Source organism: Canibacter zhoujuaniae, from assembly GCF_011752005.1.
Taxonomy (GTDB): Bacteria; Actinomycetota; Actinomycetes; order Actinomycetales; family Microbacteriaceae; genus Canibacter; species Canibacter zhoujuaniae.
In genome coordinates this window covers 208674-228257 of sequence record NZ_JAAIJZ010000002.1, presented here as the reverse complement: position 1 = coordinate 228257, position 19584 = coordinate 208674, and the positions used below count along the sequence as shown (strand labels likewise).

Here is a 19584-nt window from a genome sequence, read left to right as displayed (position 1 = left end):
TGCGATTGTTATCGGGCGACACAGCTATGACTCCTCTCGCAAACAAACGGACGCAACTTCTGTCTTCCATTCTTCCGTGTTTGGGGCACTGCTTGGTACCCACTGCGCCAAAAACTCTATGTTGCCCTGGTTGCCCGCGATCGGTGACCGTGCAAAAGCTGTTAGCTGCAGGCCGTTAGCGGCGGCAGCCTGCACTACCTCCCACACCGCCTCAAATCTGGCTTGCGGATCGCGGAGCACCCCGTCTTTCACACGCTGTTTACCCGCTTCAAACTGTGGTTTGATCAGCAGCACTGCGCTCGCGCTCGGGTTTTTCCCCAATAGTTCTGTCACTACGGGAAAGATGAGCTGCAGTGAAATAAACGACAGATCACCGACTATGAGCTGTGGCAAGGGTGCCGCTGTGAGCTGCTGCCAGCGGCGGCGCGTTAAGTCTCTGGCGTTTTCACCCTCAATATTTGTGACGTTTGCAAGGCTTGCAACACTCGGGTGCATCTGCCCGTGACCAACATCAACGGCCAGAATATGTGCCGCTCCTCTTTCTGCGAGCACCTGCGTAAACCCACCCGTTGAAGCGCCCAGATCGAGGGTTGAGAGATCTTCAGGGTCTATCTGAAATTTTGTTAGCGCGCTTTCCAGTTTTTGTGCGGCTCTGCTGACATAGCGGTGCGCTCCCTGCAGCGTCAGCAGCTGCCCTTCGGTTACGCTGTAGCTGGGTTTGCGCTGCACTCTGTTAGCGACAAGCACCAGCCCAGCAGCGATAACCGCCTGTGCTCGATTGCGGGTGTCAACCATGCCCGTCGCGACCAAAGCACGATCTAAGCGCGTTTGCGGCCCTCTCCACACAGTTTCTGCAGAGTGGGCAACAAAACGAGCTTCCTGTTGACTCAAGATCGCTGCAACACTCATACATCTACCTTAGATTGTGCACGCTCACACTGATCACAGTTGCCCAGCCAGAGACCACATCTGAGCTTAGAATTTGCTGTAAATGATATAATTATGACCATTGGCTAACGCTAAAACACGAATTAATTCACACACGGAGGTCACTGTGACCGCTGCAAAGCGCACTGAAAACGAAAACCTGTTTGCGCAGGGCACCCGCCCACGCGCCTCATTTAGCACAATTTTACTCTTCATCGTCGCAGCGGCACTTGTGTTCGGCGGCTTCGCACTGTTCGGTCACGCTTTCGATATTGCTTCAGTATCTGAAAACAACACAATTGAGCCCGGCGGCTGGAATGCATTCACCGTCTTCGCAGCAGGCTTGCTCTGCGATGCTATCGGGTTCTGGCTCGCTTTCAGCTTCATTCCAGGGCGTGAAAAGATGGCGCTGGATCAGTAATCTACTAGCTTTTAAAACGTCCCCGATGCTAAGCAGTATCGGGGACGTTTTTTATTATCCCTAATAATGCCCCTCCTGAGCTCCGCACCCTGACACCCTTGGCACTCTGACGGCCCTGCGCTCTTGCACCCCTGCGCCTTACGCGCCTTTACACCCTTACGCCCTTACGCGACACTACAGCAGCTTGTGTAGCACCTCTGCGCTGCGCACAGTTTCCCCATACAGCACAGAGCTTCCGTGTAGCACCGAGACTTTCCATACAGCACACTCTGCCAGCACAGAGCACTCTCTCAGTGCAATTCACAGCGCGCAGCAAAATACCCGCTACATCAAAAAGAAGTAGCGGGTATTAAAAGTTTGATTACTGCCGGATAAAACTTATGGCAGACGCACGATGGTGTGGTAGAAAGATGGCATTGATGGGCCACCGGTGAACTCAGCTGTCTGGAAGCCGTTCCAGCCACCGTGAACAGCTGTGCCGTTACCTGCGTAAATTGATACGTGACCACCTGAAATCATGATGTCACCAGGCTGTGCGTCAGAAAGCGCTACTGGAGTGCCGTATCTTGCGAAGTCCTGCACACCGTGGTCGTAGCCACCCTGATCGCGTCGAGTGGTGTAACCGAGTGCTGCCAGGGCGTTCTGAACCATGTCAGTACAGTCCTGGTTAATACCGATCTGCGCGTATGCAGCAGCGAGCAAAGCAGCGCCACTGCCGCTACCCGCAGCTACCGCAGGAGCCTTAGACTTAGCAGCAGCCACCTCGCCGCCATTGCCAGCAGCCGCCTGTGCATCACGCTCGTTAGCAGGGGTGGTCTCTTCGAGTGGCTCCGGAGCTTCAATCTCAGCGAGCTCGAGAGCAACGTTTGGCAGAGCAACGTCTGCTTCAGCAGCAACGAAGTTCTGTGTCAGGCCGCCAGTGCGCACCGCGAAGGCGACCGGATCCTGGCCGTCCTCACCTGAGTTTGCGTAGGCAGGAACTGCGAAGGTTGTTGCAAGGCCAAGTGAGAGCACGGCTGCAGCTAGTGAACGCACACCACGACGGCGTGGTGCTGGGGCGGATTTTGATACTAGATCAACCTCGGTGCTTGGGGTGAAGTTCATACCTTTAGCTTCCCTACTCTGCCTAAATTACAAAAGTTTTATTACGGTCTTATAACCGCACTTGAATAACAATAGTGGAAAATAACGGAAATGTCACACTCAGATAAATAAATTCGTTATTTTTCTAAAGTTTCCCCGCTTCAGGCCCGTATATATAAGGAAAACTTTTTATAAAAAATTTTGCGAAGAGTTACAGCGCGCCACTACTTCCAATGGTCTTTGACCAAAATTTCCGGCACTTTAAGACCATAAATTGCCAGCCCTGAAGCGTAGATCGCTGAGCAGGCAGCGCGCAACAGATTCAGCGGGCTGTCTCCCTCAGCAACAATTTTCACGATGTGACCCTGCATTCGCACTTTTGCGCCACCAACTCTGTGCACGCCATCGCGCGTTACCCGAGTTTCCGGGTATGGCTCAAACAGTTCTGCGAGCGATCCAACTATATAGTCTGGCTGCATATCCTTTGAGGCAGCCAGCAGCTGTTTCGGCCTGTCGACACCGGTGAGCACATGCAGGGTTTTAATGCCGGCGGCACGGCCACCTTTAGTGTCGGTGTCGAGACGGTCACCAATCATCAGCGCGTTTTGTGTTCCAAACCGGGCGAACGCCGTCTCATACATCGGCTTTTCTGGCTTACCGGCGAACTCCGGCAGTCGCGCCACCGCTGTGTGCACGGCAGAAACCAGTGTGCCGTTACCGGGAGCGAGGCCGCGGGCGACCGGAATCGTCCAGTCAGTATTTGTCGCAACCCACGGAATCAGCGGCCTTCCCTCTACTTCTGCGAGCGCAAAAGCAGCCTCTGCTAGATGTTCCCACCCAACATGCGGCGCAAAGCCCTGCATCACCGCGTCAGGCTCATCATCAGCACTGCGGGTCACCACATAACCCGCTTTTTCAAGCTCAACGGTGATCCCCTCACCACCAACAACCAAAACTTTCGCGCCCGGCTGCACATGTTTTGCAAGCACAGTCACCGCCGCTTGCGGGCTTGTAACAATATCTTGCGCTGCAACACGTAAGCCAAGTTCACGCAAATGCTCTGCCACCTGTTCATCGGTGCGTGAAGCATTATTTGTGAGATACGCTAATCTCGTCTCGTTTGCCGCCCTGTTTAAGCACTCGACAGCACCGGGGATGGCGTCCGGTCCACGATAGACAACACCGTCGAGGTCTGCCAACAGCAGTTCTACGCCTGCAAGCGGAGTCGCACCATCTTTCCGAAACAACGCCACGCTACACCTCTTCCGCTTCGGCTTCTTCTCCGGCTTCGGTTTCGGCCTCGGCTTCCCCGGGATCCTCTTGTGTTAGCGCAGCAGTTTCTGCAGTATCTTCTGCGACATCCTCTGCTGCAACAGTTTCTGCAGCGGCAATCTCGGCCTCAATTTCTGCCAGTTCGCGCCCGTATGCGGCAGCGTCAGTAACTTCCAGACGGTCACCTCCTGCGTGCTCTAGTAGGGCCTCACTAGCTCGGCTAGCCAGCTGTTCCCACTTAGCAGCTTCACCGGCCCGCCCAAGATCTTCGAGCACAGCAGCGTAGGCGCTAAAGAGTTCGGGGCTCCACGGAAACACCTTTTTCGGGTTTAACTGTGGAATCTCGAGCTCTGCCAAAGCAGCATCCAGCTGGCCAAGGTCGAGTCGCGCGCCAGAAACAGCGATAGCTAGATAAACGCGCTCTTGATCCGAAAGTTTTTTCGGATCAACCTGACGGGCAACCTCAAGCGCCTTCTCCGGGCGCCCCAAACCACGCTCACAGTCAACCTCAAGCGCAATGTGCATATCTTTTCCGCTGATCCTGCGATAGGTGCGCAATTCGCGTAGCGCCATCGCAAAATCTTCGAGGGCGTAGGCTGTCATCGCCAAGGTTTCGCGCACCACTGGAATACGACCGGCTTTGCGTGCTGCGCTAATTGCGTGCTGATGCGCAAGTTCAGGATCGATGTTGATGACTAAGCTCACCATCGCAAGGTGCCGCGCAACCCGCTCAGCGTTTTCTTTCTCAAGTGTTTTCAATTCGTTGCGGGCACCGGGATTAAGGTCTTTCGCCGTTACTTCCTGTGGAATCTCCGGGTCGCGGTGCTCACCACGCACCGGGCGTAGCTCATGCTGCAGGCGCTCGGCTTCGGTAAACTCACGCTTAATGCCGCCGCGGTCACTGCGGTTGTTGCCGCGTGTGCCGCCACGGCCAAGTTTGCTTGCGGATCCGCGCTTGCCACCATCATTAAAGCGGCGTTCACCGCGGTCACTGAAACGACGTTCACCACGGTCACTAAAACGACGCTCACCGGAACGACGGTCACCGCGATCATCCTGTCTATTGCTGCCGTGCGAGCCCCGGGGTGCGCGACTGTCATGCTCAGTTTTTTTACCGCCGCGATGCTCACCACTATTGCGGTCACGATAAGAGCGGAATTCTCCCCTCCCGCCGCCGCGGAAATCACCGTCACGGCGCTGCCCACCAGCGCGAGACGAGCGCTCCTCGCGTCGTGGCCGGTCATCTCGACGGGGACGATCATCTCGACGGGGACGATCATCCTTGCCTGGCCTGTCACGCTCGAACCCGCGGGAACCACCCGCCCGCGAGGATCCACGACTGTCTCGGCTACGATCATTCGGCCCGCGACGCTTCCCGCGATTTTGCGGCGCGTCAAAATTCTTCTCAGTCATGGTGTCCTCTGTTAGATTGTGAGCCCCGCAGGAGATTGCGAGTGCGCTAGCGCCAGAAAATGCGCGATCAGTTCTCTTCCATCCTTGCACACTCAGCTTTAAGTAGCGCGACAAAAGTTCAGATTGTCTGTTTCGCGCTCAGACAGAAAATAATCTTGCCGGCTTAAGCCCGGCTAGCAACCGCATCAGCAAACCAGCTAGTAATCGTGGTTGGATGCGTAATAGCTGTCCCAACAACAACCGCCCAGGCACCCAAATCAATCGCCTTTGCCGCTTCTTCTGGCGAATAGAATCGCCCCTCAGCAATAACCGGAATATCGAACTCCGCGACGCACTGCTCGAGCAGCTCAAAATCGGGGCCGGCAGTCTTTTCACGCTCACCGGTGTAACCGGCAAGTGTTGTTGAAATAATATCGCTGCCCGCCGCAGCAGCCATCCGCGCATCTTCGAGCGAGCCACAGTCTGCCATCACAAGAATTTTTTCGGCGTGCAGTGCCGCAACGACCTCTGCATAGCTCAACCCGTCTGGGCGCGCACGACGGGTCGCATCAACCGCGACAATATCAGCCCCAGCCAGTGAGCAAGCGCGCGCATGCCTAAGAGTCGGGGTGATGTAAACTCCTGCATCCCCCTCTTTCCACAGCCCAATAACGGGCACACTAACCTGCCCTTTGACGGCAGCAATATCAGCCAAACCCTGACAGCGGATCGCTGCAGCACCGCCCTGTTCGCAGGCGGCAGCCATGCGTGCGATCGTTGCAGGATCCCGCAGCGGTTCGCCCGGATAAGCCTGCACAGATACGATTAGCTTGCCCTGCAACCCGGCGATCACCGGCTCTAATTCATTCATTTTGCATGCTCCCTTCGGTAGTGCACAGCCGCACCAATTAGAGGTGCATTCTCTTGCAATTCGCCACGCACAATCGGCGTTTGTAACGCTACCGGAATGACAGAGGATGCGTAGCCCTCGCGCACCGCCTGCCACCAATCGGCACCGGCGTTCACAACCGAGCCACTCAGCACAACCGCACCCGGGTCTAACAGATTTACAGAATCACCGATGAGCACTCCCAGCGCACGCGCCGATCCGAAAACTATTTTTGCTGCCACACCATCACCGGCAGCCGCGCGAGCTGCGATTTCGGCACCGCTGAGCTTCTCTCCGGTTGCCTTCTGGTAGCGCGCGATTAGACCGGAGCCGGAAGCAAGCGGTTCAATATGCCCGATATGCCCACAGGAACACACAAGTTTCTCTGCAACAGCGTCCGGCACGGTCATATGCCCAAAATGACCGGCCAGCCCAACCACACCGCGCTGCACTCTATCGCCTTCGGTGAATGCGCCACCGATGCCGGTTCCTAAGCCGATCGTAAGGCAGGACGCAAACCCTCTGCCGGCACCATAGATTGCTTCACCGAGACCGTGCGCATGCACATCACCCAAAGCTGCGACCGCACACCCGGCAGCGTCCGCAAGCTCTCCAGTAATATTCGTGCCCTGCCACCCCGGCAGCAGCGCACTCGACGAGACAACCACGCCGTCCTTTATGACGCCAGCAGCAGCCACAGCGATACCCTCATAAGCGGTGTAGGAATTAGCGATCTGCTGCAGCTTTGCCATAACTTGGCGGCCACCAAGATGCGCCTCAGTGGGCACAACACGGGGGTCTACAACCTGATCTCCATCAACCAGCCCGGCACGAATCTTAGTTCCGCCAATATCGAACGCGAGAATGCTCACGCGCTACCTCTTTAAGAAACAAGTCCGTGCCGCAGGAGCACCTGCCGCACCGCTTCCGCATCATCACCTGTAAGCGCCGCAACAGGTTCTGGCATTGCGTTAGTTTCGAGCACACCCATCTGCCAGAGGGCCGTCTTAAAACCGCCGACACCCGCGCCGTAGCCGACTATGCTGCGAGCACAAAACGCGAGCGACATCAGGTCTGCGAGCCGATCCTGCTCCGCCCGCACAGCCTCCCAGTCACCCGCCTGGAAGGCATTCCACTGCCGCACATAACCCTCGGGATCAACGTTTGCGAGACCCGGCACTGAACCGTCTGCACCAGACATGTAGGCACCGTCAACAACAATCTCATGCCCGGTAAAAAGCTGCAGCGGATGCCCAACAGCTTCGTTCCGCAGCGCCAGCAGGCGAAAGTTGACGTCGTCACCCGACGAGTCTTTAACACCCTGGATTACTCCGTCTTGGCCGAGGGTGATGAGCATATCCAACGGTAACTTCACATGCACACAAATCGGGATGTCGTAGGCATAAATTGGCAGCTGTGTTGCCTCGCGCAGCGCACGGAAATGGCGCTCGACCTGCGCAAACCCACCCAAGGCATAAAATGGCGCGGTCGCAACAACCCCGTCAGCGCCATACTCTTCAGCCATTTTAATGTGCTCAATTACGCGCTCTGTCTGTGTGTCAATAACACCCACCAGCACCGGCACGCGGCCGGCGACAACACGCTGGGTCGTCGCCATAACCTCACGACGGCGTGCAGTTGTAGAAAATGCCACCTCGCCAGAGGATCCCAAAATAAAAAGCCCGTGCACTCCAGCCGCAATTAACCGCTCTAGTTGCCGCTCAAACGAAGCCTCATCAAAGCTGCCGTCGGCTCGAAGCGGAGTAATCACCGGCGGCACAACACCGCGAAGCTTTTCAGACATTTCACGCGCACTTTCTTTGGTATTAAATTAGTGAGTTTTTCAGTGGTTTATAGAGGCTTGCGGACACGCGGCGCTCTGGGTGGGGGGTAAACCGCCGCGCATCACGCAAATCTAAACCTGCTGTGGCGGGTGCAGCAGTGATGGGGCTGCGCCAAGCAGTTTCTTGGTGTAGGCATCCCGCGGGTTGGCAAGCAAAGCCTGTGCCTCACCGGATTCAACGATTTTGCCAGCGTTCATCACAACGATGCGATCTGAAACATAGCGCACAGTCTGAATATCGTGCGAAATAAACACCATCGAGAGGCCGAGTTCTTCTTTCAGATCGCTCAACAGATTCAGAATTTGCGCGCGCACCGACACATCTAGCGCGCTGGTTGGCTCGTCAGCGATAATCGCGTCTGGGCTTATCGAGAGCGCTCGCGCGATTGCAACACGCTGTCGTTGACCGCCTGAGAGCTGCCCGGGCAGGGCGTCAAGAGCGGAATCTGGCAACCCAACCATCGCAATAAGGTCTTTAACTCGTGCCTCACGCGACTCCTTGGTGCCAATCTTATGCACAAGCAGCGGATCTAAAAGTTGGTCACGCACAGCCATCCGAGCGTTGAGTGCGGTGGCTGGGTCTTGGAACACAACAGACACCACCCGCCCGATGCGACGACGGTCGGCGGCTGTACGTTTCGTGACAGACTTGCCTTTGAAAAGCACTTCACCGCTTGATGGCGCCAAAAGGCCGCACATTACGTTCGCGGTGGTTGACTTGCCGCAGCCTGATTCGCCAACGATACCGATAGTTTCTTTCGGCATCAACGCCAGATCTATTCCCGCTATCGCGTTCACCTTGTTCGGCTTGAAAATCGAACCAGTGCGAGCGTTGTAAGTGACGCGCACATCTTTTAATTCAATAATTGGGGTGCTATCTTGAGTCATCACTATGACCCTTCCTGATCACGGTCTGCGAGCACTTTCTCAACCGGGTTGAGAGGCTTTCCATCCGCGTCTACGGCGCTGGAGTAGAAATGATCGGTGCCCGGAATATGCAGGCGTATCGGCGGCACATCAAGACCAACATCTGGGTGCGATGAGCGGGGCACAAAGCGGTCACCAATCGGGAAATCCTTCGGCGATGGGACGGTGCCGGGCACCTGATGCAGACGACCCTCCCCCGCTTCAATTGAGAGCACGGATCCGAGCAGACCGCGGGTGTATTCGTGCACTGGATTCTGCAGTAGTTCGCGTGTTGGCGCCTGCTCAACAACCTGTCCAGCGTACATAACTGTAACCGCATCAGCCACCTCTGCTTCGAGCGCGAGGTCGTGTGATACGAAAACCATTGCGAATCCAAGTTTGTGCCGCAGATCATTAAGCAGCTCAATTACCTGTTTTTGCACTGTTACATCAAGCGCGGTTGTCGGCTCATCGGCGATAATGAGCTTCGGGTCGCGTGTCAGCGCCATAGCGATGAGCACCCGCTGCCGCTGACCGCCCGACAGCTCATGCGGATATGACGCAAGAGTGCGTTTCGGATCGAGACCCACCAAAGTTAGGAGTTCTTCCGCAGTGCGGGTGCCGCCCCGGCTGGTCAGCTGCTTCAACTGTGACCGAATTAGCATCGACGGATTCAAAGAGCTAAGCGCATCCTGATAGATCATGGCGAACTCATGCCCAAGCAGCGACTGGCGCTCTTTCTCTGACATTTGCAGTAAATCTCGACCTTGATAGAGGATCTCACCCGAGATTTCCGCCTGCGGGTCGAGCAGACCCATAATTGCCAAAGAGGTGATCGATTTGCCACAGCCGGATTCACCCACAAGACCCATAGTCTCACCCGGTCGCACTGCGAAGCTCACGTGATCAACCACATTTACATCACCGTGTCGTGGGAACTTAATGCAGAGGTCTTTAACCTCTAGCAGTGGCTCACCATCGAATGTTTTGTGGGTGCGATCAGAACGGTGGGATTCTGTGACACGCAAGGCCGCCAGTGATGCAGCAAGCGCACTCTCCTGTGCCGCGTGTGCTTTAACCGGGTCGTTGAGCAAACGATCTGCCTCACGCTCGGCGTCTGAGCGCGGCGCATCGCGCAGCTTCCCTTTCGGCGCAGCAACCATCGCGTCGGTAATGCCCTCAGACAGAATGTTGAGGCAGAGCACTGTGATCATGATCGCAAGGCCGGGGAACAGGGCCTGCCACCACCAGCCGCGAATCATGCCAGCCTGCGCACCGGAGAGAATATTGCCCCAAGTTGCGATAGGTTCTTGCAAGCCAGCGCCAATGAAGGTGAGTGAGGCTTCAAGAATAATCGCGTCAGCAACCAGCACAGTGGCAAAAACCAGTACAGGTGCCGCAGTGTTGCGCACAACATGCTTTGCAAGAATCCACGGCGCACGCGCACCAGACACGACAACTGCGTTGACATAGTCCTCGCCGTACGCGGCTATCACATTAGCTCGCACAATACGTGTTAGCTGCGGCACATAGACCGCCGCGATCGCCATGATAATAACGAAAACCAGTGATTCAGGGTTTTTTGCATCGCGGAAAACCACTACGAGCACAGCCGCGAGGGCTATCCCAGGCACGGCCATAACGATATCCATAGCGCGCATAATTATTTCAGACAGCGATTTTCGCACAACCGCCGCGACCGAACCAATAATCGCGCCAAATATCAGCGCAATCCCTGTTGCAGCTAGACCCACTGCAAGTGAGTAACGACCACCGTAAAGCACCCGGCTAAAAACATCACGACCGAGATGATCCGTGCCAAACCAGTAGGTGCTGTTGGGCGCGATGCCTTTAGCATCAATAAACTCAGGATCGTGTGGCGCTATAAACGGCGCGATAACTGAGATCACAACCACAAGCGCCAACACAACCAACGCAACCTTTGAGCTGCGATTCATGCGTGAGAAGGGTTTGAGACGCACCCCTGGCTGAGCCATTTTTTCGGTGAGTTGTTTACGGCTCATGATATTTAGACCCCCCGAATTCGTGGGTTAATGACCACATAGAGCAGGTCAACCAAGATGTTTATGATGACGAATGCAAGCGCAACCACTAACGCTGCCCCCTGCACAACTGTGACCCAGTTCTGTTGAATCCCCTCAACAAGCACCCGGCCCATGCCGGCCAAACCAAAGATGATTTCAATCACAACTGCGCCACCCATCAGATAGCCCACCCGCAAACCAATTACTGTGACTGGAGTGATGAGCGCGTTACGCAGCACATTACGGCCGATAACAATGTTCTTTGGAATACCCGCGCCGAGAGCGGTGCGCACATAGTCACGATTCAGCTCTTCCACCATCGACGTGCGCACAACACGCGTCAGCTGTCCGATCACCGGCACTGCGAGAGCACACGCCGGCAGGAGCATTCGGAGCAGCCAACCGCCGGGATTGTCAGAGAATTCAGGCAGCTTACCGGAGACGGGAAGCTTGCCGATGAACGTAACAACTAAAAGAATGGCAAGCCAAAAAGACGGAGTTGCAATACTTGCCACCGACAGCAGTCGGATCACCTGGTCGGGCCACTTATCCCGGAAAATAGCTGCGATAATGCCCAGCGGGAATGCCACGATAAGCGCAATTGCCAGACCTAAAAAGGTCAGTTGTATTGTCAGCGGTAGCGCAGTAAAAACCTTGTCGGAAACAGACTGTGAAGCCTGACCGTAGACACCTAGATCGCCCTGAAACAGATTAACAATGTAGTTGAAGTACTGCACGAGAAACGGTTGGTTTAGACCGTGCAGTTCGCGATACGCGTCAAGTTGCACCTGCGATGCTGTATCACCAAGCGCTGAATATGCCGGATCAATGGGCGACAGCGACATCAGCGCGAACACTAAAAAAGTGACGCCAAGGATGGTGATCGGCAGCATCAAAAGTCGGCGGCCAATCAGTCTGAGGAGGTTATTCACCGGTGGGCTCCCTCTAACAAGTTGTTCTGTGTGACGGTTACGGCGGGAGAGCAAAAGCTCTCCCGCCGTAACAGCTCAGCTGTTAAAAGCTGCTTCTTTATTCAGCTTTATGAGCGCCGAGCAGAGTCAGACCTGTGGTTCCAATCGCCTTGAAACCAGAAACATCTGCGCTGTAACCGGTCAGGATAGAACGGTGGAAGAGTGGATAAATTGCTACTTCCTCAGATGCGAAATCCTGCACAGCTTCCCACTTCTTCTGTGCATCTGCAGCGTCTGTTGCAGACGCACCAGCATTCAGCAACTCCTGGAATTCAGCGAACTTCTCAGGATCGCTGTTCTTCCAGTTTGAACGTTCCTGAGTCCAAGCATTATCGCCAAGCCACCATCCGAACAGCAGAGCCGGGTCGGTGCCAAACACTGAAGGATCACCAGGAGCCACGATGACATCGAAGTTAGGCACATTGCCCTCAGCTGCGTTACCAGCTGCCCGGTTTGGGTAAAGGTCTGCAGTAGCCATGCTCTCGATGGTTGCTTCAATACCAGCAGCGGCCAAATCGTTCTTGATCTGTGGCGCAAGCTCAGCAACCCATGGGTGATCGGTGGTCAAAATGTTAACAGTGAGACCAGAAACACCCGCGCTTGCCAGCAGTTCTTTTGCTTTAGCGGTGTCGTGGGTGTAAACGTGTGATGCACGCTTGTAGTTCGGGTGCCCTTCATTCAGGAATGAGCTTGCCTCAGTAGCTTCACCACCGAGGTTGTTGTCGATCAACTTTTGGGTGTCGATTGCATAGTGGAATGCCTGTCGCACCTTAGCGTTGTCGAAAGGAGCCTTAGCGGTGTTAAACATCATGAACGCAACGCCGAAGCCCGGAGTTGAGTCAACTTTAAGGCCGGCTGCTTCAAGCACCTCACGGTTTCCTGCTGGCACATTCTCAATAACATCGATCGTGCCGTCAGACGCTGCCGTGGTGCGAGCGGTGTCGTCTTTCTGCACCAACCAAGTGAGTTTCTCGGAGGTAGCAGGGCGTGGACCGTTGTAGTGCTCGTTCGGCACAGCGGTGACTTCAGCAGCGCCGTCAACAGACTCGTACTTGTAAGGCCCTGAACCAATCGGCTTTGCAGTAAGCTCCTCATCGGTCGCCGCTGAAGGAACGATCTTAATCAGCGCAAGACGTTCTTTCAGCTGCCCGAAAGGTGATGACAGGGTTACAGTAACAGTCATGTCATCTTTAGCCTCAATGGACTTGATGAAGGTGAGGAAGCCAGCATACAAGCTGCCCGCTTCAGGATCGACGATACGCTTGTATGAAGACTCAACATCTGCTGCGGTAACAGGTGTGCCATCAGAGAACTTTGCTCCATCACGCAGCGTAATTTCGTAGGTGTTCTCACCGACCTCTACCGGGTCGCCCGCTGCCAGAGCTGGCACAGCAGAAGCGTTATTTGTGTAGTCAAGCTCCCAAAGACCTTCAACAACGTGCAGGTTGGTGCCCATTGCGAGAGCTGAAGTGGTGTTTGACGGGTGGAAATTAGTGGTGTCATATGCAACACCGGCCGTCAGCGGAGCACCAATAGTGTTAGTTTCTGGTTTAGCGGCTGCATCCTCTGATGATGAGCCACCCTTGCTTGCGCAAGCAACCAGTGACGCAGCAAGCGCAACTGAGGCAACAGTCACGAGTGCTTTTCGAGTGCGGGTGAATGACATCGACCCCTCCTCTTCCTTGAGTTTGAGTTACTTTTGGTATTAACTTGTCAGACATCAGACAGATCGTACTAACAGCCCTATGTTAACTTATGAAACGAGTTAAATTACAAATTTTGCAAACATTTTCTATTGCGTGACCTAACTGTAAACCTGACGAAACTCACGCAGATAGCGAGTCTCCTTTGATTTCAAGCCGCAAATTCGATGTCGGATCACGTTTTAACGCGACCGCGCGGGCGATTGAAGAGTACATTCTGCAGCACCAATTAAAACCGGGTGATGCTCTGCCGAGCGAAAGCGAACTGTGCCAAGCACTCGGCGTGTCTAGATCGTCTGCGCGTGAGGCTCTGAGGCAGCTTGAAGCCCTCGAAATTGTTTCTATTAAGCAAGGGCGCGGCGCGGTAGTCGGAGAAATGAGTTTGCGTCCACTGGTGCGCACCCTCTTAATGCGCTCATCAGCTGCGCCCGATTCCGCCGAGGCGCTGCTGCAGGTGGTGCTGCTCCGAGAAGTGCTGGAGCTTGGAATGGCTGAAGAGGTTGTTGCAAAACTGGCTGGCACTCGTAATGAAGAACTGCACGCCACCGTTTCAGAGATGCAGAGTCACGCCAACCAAGGGCGCAGTTTCTTAGAAAAAGACATTGAATTTCACACAAAACTCAGCGCTTGCCTTGATAATTCGGTGCTTGAGCAGATGCAAATAGCGATGTGGACGGTGCATCAGGAAAGTATCGTGCTGAACAGCACCCCAACACCCAGCGATCTAATGGATACTGTTAACGCACACGCAGCCATGCTGCGCGCCGCCGAATCTGGCGATTTAGAGGGTTATCGCACAGCAGTGCGAGCCCATTTTCACCCGCTCAAAGCCGTGTTACGAACGGTCATAGAGGAAGCTAAAAGCTAGTTTCACAAAACAGTTCTAGCTCGCGCGGCGGCGGCGCAGCGCGGCATCAAGGTTAACCCCACCGCCCTGTCTCGGGTCGATAACTCCAACCTCGTGCAGACGACGCTTAAGCTCAGTTGTTGGGGCAGTATTAGCAGTTACCGGCGCAGGTGTCGAGGTTGCCTCAGCGGCGACTGCTTTAGATGCAGTTTTGGGGGCTGCTTGCCGCAACAGAATTGAGTCCGTCTGGTTCTCTAGCACCACTTCCGGTCGCCGCACACGCGCCAACTGTTTGGCACGAGCCTCTGCGATCCGCTGCGCTGCAGCCGCCTGAGCTGCAGCATGCTGACGCGCCTGCGCGCGTGCTACTTCAGCAGCACTGAGAATCGGATTAGCTGCGTTTGTCGCAGGCTCTTGCTTCACCACAACAGCAGAGTGGCTCCCGCCGCCAGTAGAAGCCGCCCGCAAGGAGCGCGCATCCCGCCGAGCCCGCTGCGCACGCTGGGATGCACGACCGGGGGCCAGCAGCACAAGCATCGCTAAACAGACGATAAAGGATCCGCCGGAGGCGACAAGCAGCGCAGCACCCTGACCGCCGAGCGCTACACCGATTCCGACGACTGCGGCGATCAGTGACAGCACACCGATCGCCAGGAACACGAGGCGAAGAGATTTTGGCAGAGCGCCACGCAGTTTTTCCGCGCGCACAAGCGCAGCCTGTGACCGCATTTGTCGTTTAGCCGCCAGCTCCGCGATGCGCTGTTCAGCTTTTGCCTGCGCCAGATCGGCACGTCTTGCCGCTAACGCTGCTTGCTGTTCAGCGTGCAGTTTTCGTTCCTTCTGCAGCACCTGTTTAGCCTCTTCAACAATCGCTCGCTCGGCTGAGATCTCAGCCTGACTCGCGAGCCGCCGCATCGCCCGTTGGAGACGTCCGGCATACAGCTCAGCCTTCAGAGTGCGACGACGTTCAATTAACGCCGGAATCAGAATTCCAGCCCACAAAATAATAGCTAAGCCAACCAGTAATCCGCCGCCAATTGCACCCATAGCCACAACTGTATTCGGAAACTAGAATATATCCGCTTTTAACACGCGGAAGACATGCTACAACTGTGCTGCAAACTCTTTCAGCCAGGCTTTTAGATCGTCACCGACACCGGGGCTTTCGATCCCCACCTGCACATTTGCTTTGATCCAGTCGCCTTTATCCCCGGTATCGTAACGGCGGCCGCGGAAAATTACTCCGTAAACAGGGCCAGCGCTCTCCCCAGCTTCACCGCGAGCCAGTGTGTTTAACGCGTCGGTCAGCTGAATTTCACCACCACGCCCGGGTTCTTGCTTTGCGAGCAGCTCAAAAATTTCTGGCCGTAACACATAGCGGCCAATCACGGCGAGGTTGGAGGGCGCTTCTGCTGCCGTCGGTTTTTCAACGAGCGAGGTGATTCGCACAACTTCCGAGTTCTCCGTCGGCTCAACCGCGGCGCAACCGTACATGTGGATCTGCTCCTGCGGCACCTCCATCAAAGCGATAATGGTCGCACCGCGCGCGTCGTGCTCAGCAATCATCGTTGGCAGCAGAGGATCACGTGCGTCGATCAGGTCGTCACCGAGCAGCACCGCAAAACTTTCCTGCCCAACATGCTGCTCTGCGCGACCGACGGCGTGGCCGAGGCCGAGCGGCTGCCCCTGCCGCAGGAAGTGCACGTCAGCGATATCGCTCGCGTCTTTCACCATGCCGAGTTTGGTGTTATCACCTTTTTTATGCAGAGTCTGTTCAAGCTCAGGCACGCTATCAAAGTGGTCAACGATGTTGCCTTTGTTGCGGCCAATAATTATCAATACATCATGCAGTCCACTGGCGGCCGCCTCCTCAACCACATACTGGATTGCTGGCTTATCGACAATCGGAAGCATCTCTTTCGGAGTGGCTTTTGTAGCAGGCAGGAAGCGGGTTCCGAGCCCGGCAGCGGGAATTACTGCTTTGATCACTGACTTACTCATACCCCGAGGGTATCCCAAATATTCTAAATTTCCTGAGAAGTGCGAGGACTCCAGCAACATTTGAGCGGATTTTGAGAGAATTGAGACATGCAGATTGACAAGATGCACCAAATTAAGCGCGAGATTCGAGCGACCGTAAAAGCTAAACGCTTAGCGCTGACAGATGCACAAAAATCTGCCGCGGCCCAAGCCCTCACAGCCAACCTGCAAGAGTTGGTTGTTGCGCGCGGCGCCCGCACCGTCGCCGCCTATCTCCCGGTGCGCTCAGAACCAGACACAAGCCAATTTATATCCTGGGCGAAAGAAAACAGCGTTCGAATCTTGCTGCCGTCATGCAGACCTGACATGCTAATGGACTGGATCGAGCCGAGCAGCTCAGAAACTATTATCGGCGCGAACGGCATCCCCGAACCTATTGGCAAAGTTTTTAGCCCAATGGAGATAGACAACTGTGATCTAATTCTGCTTCCCGCTGCTGCGGTTGATGAATCCGGCACCCGACTCGGATGGGGTGGCGGCTACTACGACCGCACACTCGGTTCAACGCAACAGGTGCCCGATACTTTCGCACTGCTCTATGACGATGAGTTGGTTCCCGATCTACCGCGCGAAACACACGATGTTCCCGTCACCGGCGTAGTGCAGCCGCAGGGCATCCGCTACCTAGACCGTAAACCGTTAAAACTCGATCTCGAAAGCTGATGCCCAGAACGGAATTCGATCCGGTAGCTCAGCTGAAATTGCTGGGCACCAGGGATTTCAAAATACCGTTTAAAGCGCTAGCGGCTGTGCCAGATGACGCGGGAGCGATCCGCAAATCTGCGGTGTTGCTGCTGTTTGGAGAATCAAGCAACCACCTCCCGCAAACTCCAACAGACCTTGATATTCTGCTCATTCAGCGCAGCCCGAATCTGCGCTACCATGCTGGGCAAATATCCTTCCCGGGTGGCGGTGTTGAGCCGCAGGATCAGAACCACACAGACACCGCGCTGCGCGAAAATCATGAAGAAACTGGCGTACCAGGCTCGCAAGTAACTCCCCTGGGTGAGCTACAACCGTTGTTTTTACCGGTGAGCAACAACCTGGTCACTCCTGTGCTTGGGTGGCGACACACGCGAAGCGAAATTCGTGCGGATCAGGTAGAGGCGATAAGCGCCTTCCGTGCTTCACTCGCTGAACTGCTAAACCCTGAGAACCGCGGCACACTGACTTTAAAATTTGACGGTCATAAGGTCGGCACACCGGCCTTTGAAATCTCTTCCCCGCACGGTAAAACCCTGCTGTGGGGTTTTACCGCGATGGTTTTTGACGGTGTAATATCCGAGCTGGGCTGGGAGATTCCTTGGGATGAGAGTCGCCAACTATATTTACCAACCCGCTAGGTGCCCTATTTATGCGTGATGCGCAGCTGCGACATCGGGGAACACCGTTTCGCTATCTTGCAACTGGAGTGCGTTAAAAGACATTCGCGCAGCCCCCTCTAAATTGAGAGCGCGCCGGTAGGCCATCTCAACGGTGTCCGCAACAACCGAACACCCGTGATGCTTCATAATTACGCAGTTTTTAGTTTCCAGTTCGGCAGCTGCCGTTTCGGCCAGCGCGTCAGACCCATTCGGGTAAAACTCTGTCACACCTATCTCACCCGCATAAAACGCGTGATCGAGTGTTAAAAGACGGATTTTGTGCCCCAGTGTTGGCAGCAGCGTCGCGTATTCCGGATGCAGATGGAGCACGCATTTAACATCTGGCCGTCTCTTATAGACCTCGCGGTGTAAGCGCCACTCACTCGACGGGGTGACACCTCTAAGATGCTCACCCGTCAAATTCATTGTCGCAAAATCAGCGCGGGAGAGCCGGTCAAACCAGACTCCCGAGCCTGTTATCGCAAAGGTGTCATCGCTCAGCCGCACAGAAAAATTACCGGCGGAGGCCAACACAAGCCCCCGCCTAGCTGCGTCAGCGCCCACAGCGATGAGTTCATCTAAGAGGGTCTCGTCGTGCTTCATGATGCTCAATTATCTCGCACACTCATGGCAGAATTAAAGACATGAGCAACGGAGGTCAAGTGTCGTATCCAAATTCAAATGCGCCAGAACCCAGCGGAACAGCTTGGGATGAGCTCACCTCCCCACTGCTGCACACACGTTATGACAACGCAAAATACCAGATGGTTGACAGCGATGTGCTGCCGTTCTGGATTGCTGAAATGGATTTTCCGCCAGCGCAAGAGATTCGCGATGCGTGGACGGATGCAATTGCGAGCGGCAGTATCGGCTACGTGCACGAAAGCCTGCGCCTGCGCGAGGGGTTCGCGGCCTTCGCCAAGCGACGCTGGGGTTGGGATCTTAAGTTAGAGCAGATGCATGCGACCCGAGACGTTTACCAGGCTGTGCGCGATGCTCTGCATTTATTTTTACCGGAAAATGGCGGGCATATCGCCCTGCACACCCCAAACTATAACGGTTTTGCAGTGATGTTTTCAGCGCTCCCGCAGGCCAAAGTCAGCCAGCTCGAATTGCAGCAGACGATAGCGATAAGTGACGGCCGTCAAACGATTTCAGTTGACATTGATTATGCGGCTCTTGAAGAGTATTTCCGCACTGCAAGCGTAGACGTCTTTGTGCTCTGCAACCCGCATAATCCGTTCGGGCGCGTGTGGAGCGCAGCTGAATTGGAACGCCTGGCACAGCTGTGTGCAAAATACCGCGTTGCAGTTGTTTCTGACGAGATCCACGCCCCGCTGACACACCGAGATGCGACATTTATCCCGTTCGCGCCCATCGCTGCGAAACACGGTGTGCCCTGTTTCGTCACAACATCAGCTAGTAAAAGTTGGAACATCCCGGGCACAAAGTGCGCGCTCCTCATCGCCGCTGGCACAGCTGAAACCGCGATCCTCGCAGACTTTCCAACACCTATCAACGCTGGATTTGACCGCTTTGGCTATCTCGGTAACCTTGCAGCTTTTACAGCAGGCGAAGCCTGGCTTGAGCGCGCTATTGAACGGATCGAGGCCAACCAGATACTGCTGCGCGAAACTCTCGATCCTGCCATTCCAGTCTCAACACCTAACGCCAGCTATCTGGCGTGGCTAGATTTAAGAAATCTTGGTCTGGGAGATTCCCCCACCCAAACACTCCTCTCGCAGCAGCGCATTAAACTCGCCGATGGTGATGTCTACGGGCGCGGTGGGCAGGGATTTGCACGCTTTAATGTCGGGTGCGCCCCAGAAATGGTGATAGAGGGCGCACGCAGGATAAATACTGCTATCGGAAGGAACTAAT

General features: G+C 55.2%; 19 protein-coding genes. 5 read left to right on the top strand and 14 right to left on the bottom strand.

The features are described 5' to 3' along the window. Positions 1–24 precede the first annotated feature (24 nt). Positions 25–909: a TlyA family RNA methyltransferase gene (locus HCR00_RS05055; RefSeq protein WP_167143322.1), complete on the bottom strand. Its 885-nt coding sequence runs from the start codon at positions 907–909 to the stop codon at positions 25–27. Positions 910–1054: 145 nt separating this feature from the next. Between HCR00_RS05055 and HCR00_RS05050 the strand changes: the two genes are divergently transcribed. Next, complete coding sequence (locus HCR00_RS05050; RefSeq protein ID WP_167143319.1) at positions 1055–1348, top strand: hypothetical protein; 294 nt, start codon at positions 1055–1057, stop codon at positions 1346–1348. A gap of 378 nt (positions 1349–1726) precedes the next feature. Here the strand turns inward: HCR00_RS05050 and HCR00_RS05045 are convergent, their stop codons facing one another. From HCR00_RS05045 to HCR00_RS05000, 10 genes are all read right to left on the bottom strand, one after another. Next, entirely contained in the window at positions 1727–2452 is a 726-nt protein-coding gene (locus tag HCR00_RS05045; protein ID WP_166985731.1) for an NlpC/P60 family protein, read from the bottom strand. Positions 2453–2655: 203 nt separating this feature from the next. Further along, positions 2656–3684 carry an HAD-IIA family hydrolase gene (locus HCR00_RS05040; RefSeq protein WP_167143317.1) on the bottom strand — a complete coding sequence of 343 codons (1029 nt, stop codon included), beginning with the start codon at positions 3682–3684 and terminating at the stop codon, positions 2656–2658. Position 3685: 1 nt separating this feature from the next. Continuing rightward, positions 3686–5116, bottom strand: a complete 1431-nt coding sequence (locus tag HCR00_RS05035) for a primosomal protein (protein WP_167143316.1) — start codon at positions 5114–5116, stop codon at positions 3686–3688. Positions 5117–5279: 163 nt separating this feature from the next. Beyond that, positions 5280–5966 (bottom strand): N-acetylmannosamine-6-phosphate 2-epimerase, encoded by a 687-nt coding sequence (locus HCR00_RS05030; RefSeq protein WP_167143315.1) that lies wholly within the window; start codon positions 5964–5966, stop codon positions 5280–5282. Further along, positions 5963–6856, bottom strand: a complete 894-nt coding sequence (locus HCR00_RS05025) for an ROK family protein (protein WP_167143314.1) — start codon at positions 6854–6856, stop codon at positions 5963–5965. The genes HCR00_RS05030 and HCR00_RS05025 overlap by 4 nt, the downstream gene beginning before the upstream one ends. 11 nt (positions 6857–6867) lie before the next feature. Next, on the bottom strand, positions 6868–7788 hold the full coding sequence (locus tag HCR00_RS05020; RefSeq protein WP_166985743.1) for a dihydrodipicolinate synthase family protein: 921 nt from the start codon (positions 7786–7788) through the stop codon (positions 6868–6870). Positions 7789–7899: 111 nt separating this feature from the next. Continuing rightward, positions 7900–8715 (bottom strand): ABC transporter ATP-binding protein, encoded by an 816-nt coding sequence (locus HCR00_RS05015; protein ID WP_166985745.1) that lies wholly within the window; start codon positions 8713–8715, stop codon positions 7900–7902. A 2-nt stretch (positions 8716–8717) separates the two neighbouring features. Beyond that, positions 8718–10757 carry a dipeptide/oligopeptide/nickel ABC transporter permease/ATP-binding protein gene (locus HCR00_RS05010; RefSeq protein WP_167143313.1) on the bottom strand — a complete coding sequence of 680 codons (2040 nt, stop codon included), beginning with the start codon at positions 10755–10757 and terminating at the stop codon, positions 8718–8720. Between the two features lie 5 nt (positions 10758–10762). After that, positions 10763–11710 carry an ABC transporter permease gene (locus HCR00_RS05005; protein WP_167143311.1) on the bottom strand — a complete coding sequence of 316 codons (948 nt, stop codon included), beginning with the start codon at positions 11708–11710 and terminating at the stop codon, positions 10763–10765. A gap of 97 nt (positions 11711–11807) precedes the next feature. Beyond that, entirely contained in the window at positions 11808–13415 is a 1608-nt protein-coding gene (locus HCR00_RS05000; protein WP_167143306.1) for an ABC transporter substrate-binding protein, read from the bottom strand. Between the two features lie 182 nt (positions 13416–13597). On the opposite strand from HCR00_RS05000, the gene HCR00_RS04995 reads away from it, so the two are divergent. Further along, complete coding sequence (locus HCR00_RS04995) at positions 13598–14320, top strand: FadR/GntR family transcriptional regulator (protein ID WP_208317301.1); 723 nt, start codon at positions 13598–13600, stop codon at positions 14318–14320. A gap of 15 nt (positions 14321–14335) precedes the next feature. Here the strand turns inward: HCR00_RS04995 and HCR00_RS04990 are convergent, their stop codons facing one another. Both HCR00_RS04990 and HCR00_RS04985 read right to left on the bottom strand, forming a co-directional pair. After that, positions 14336–15346 (bottom strand): hypothetical protein, encoded by a 1011-nt coding sequence (locus HCR00_RS04990; protein WP_167143305.1) that lies wholly within the window; start codon positions 15344–15346, stop codon positions 14336–14338. 57 nt (positions 15347–15403) lie between these two features. After that, positions 15404–16300, bottom strand: coding sequence for a UTP--glucose-1-phosphate uridylyltransferase (locus HCR00_RS04985; RefSeq protein WP_166985758.1), 897 nt, complete (start codon positions 16298–16300; stop codon positions 15404–15406). 87 nt (positions 16301–16387) lie between these two features. On the opposite strand from HCR00_RS04985, the gene HCR00_RS04980 reads away from it, so the two are divergent. After that, positions 16388–17002, top strand: coding sequence for a 5-formyltetrahydrofolate cyclo-ligase (locus tag HCR00_RS04980; protein ID WP_167143302.1), 615 nt, complete (start codon positions 16388–16390; stop codon positions 17000–17002). Continuing rightward, a complete protein-coding gene (locus tag HCR00_RS04975) occupies positions 17002–17682 on the top strand; it encodes an NUDIX hydrolase (protein ID WP_167143299.1) in 681 nt (226 codons plus the stop codon). Before HCR00_RS04980 ends, HCR00_RS04975 begins: the two co-directional genes overlap by 1 nt. A gap of 9 nt (positions 17683–17691) precedes the next feature. Here the strand turns inward: HCR00_RS04975 and HCR00_RS04970 are convergent, their stop codons facing one another. Continuing rightward, positions 17692–18306 (bottom strand): class II aldolase/adducin family protein, encoded by a 615-nt coding sequence (locus tag HCR00_RS04970; RefSeq protein WP_167143296.1) that lies wholly within the window; start codon positions 18304–18306, stop codon positions 17692–17694. Between the two features lie 41 nt (positions 18307–18347). Between HCR00_RS04970 and HCR00_RS04965 the strand changes: the two genes are divergently transcribed. Continuing rightward, positions 18348–19583, top strand: coding sequence for a MalY/PatB family protein (locus HCR00_RS04965; RefSeq protein ID WP_167143293.1), 1236 nt, complete (start codon positions 18348–18350; stop codon positions 19581–19583). Position 19584 lies beyond the last annotated feature (1 nt).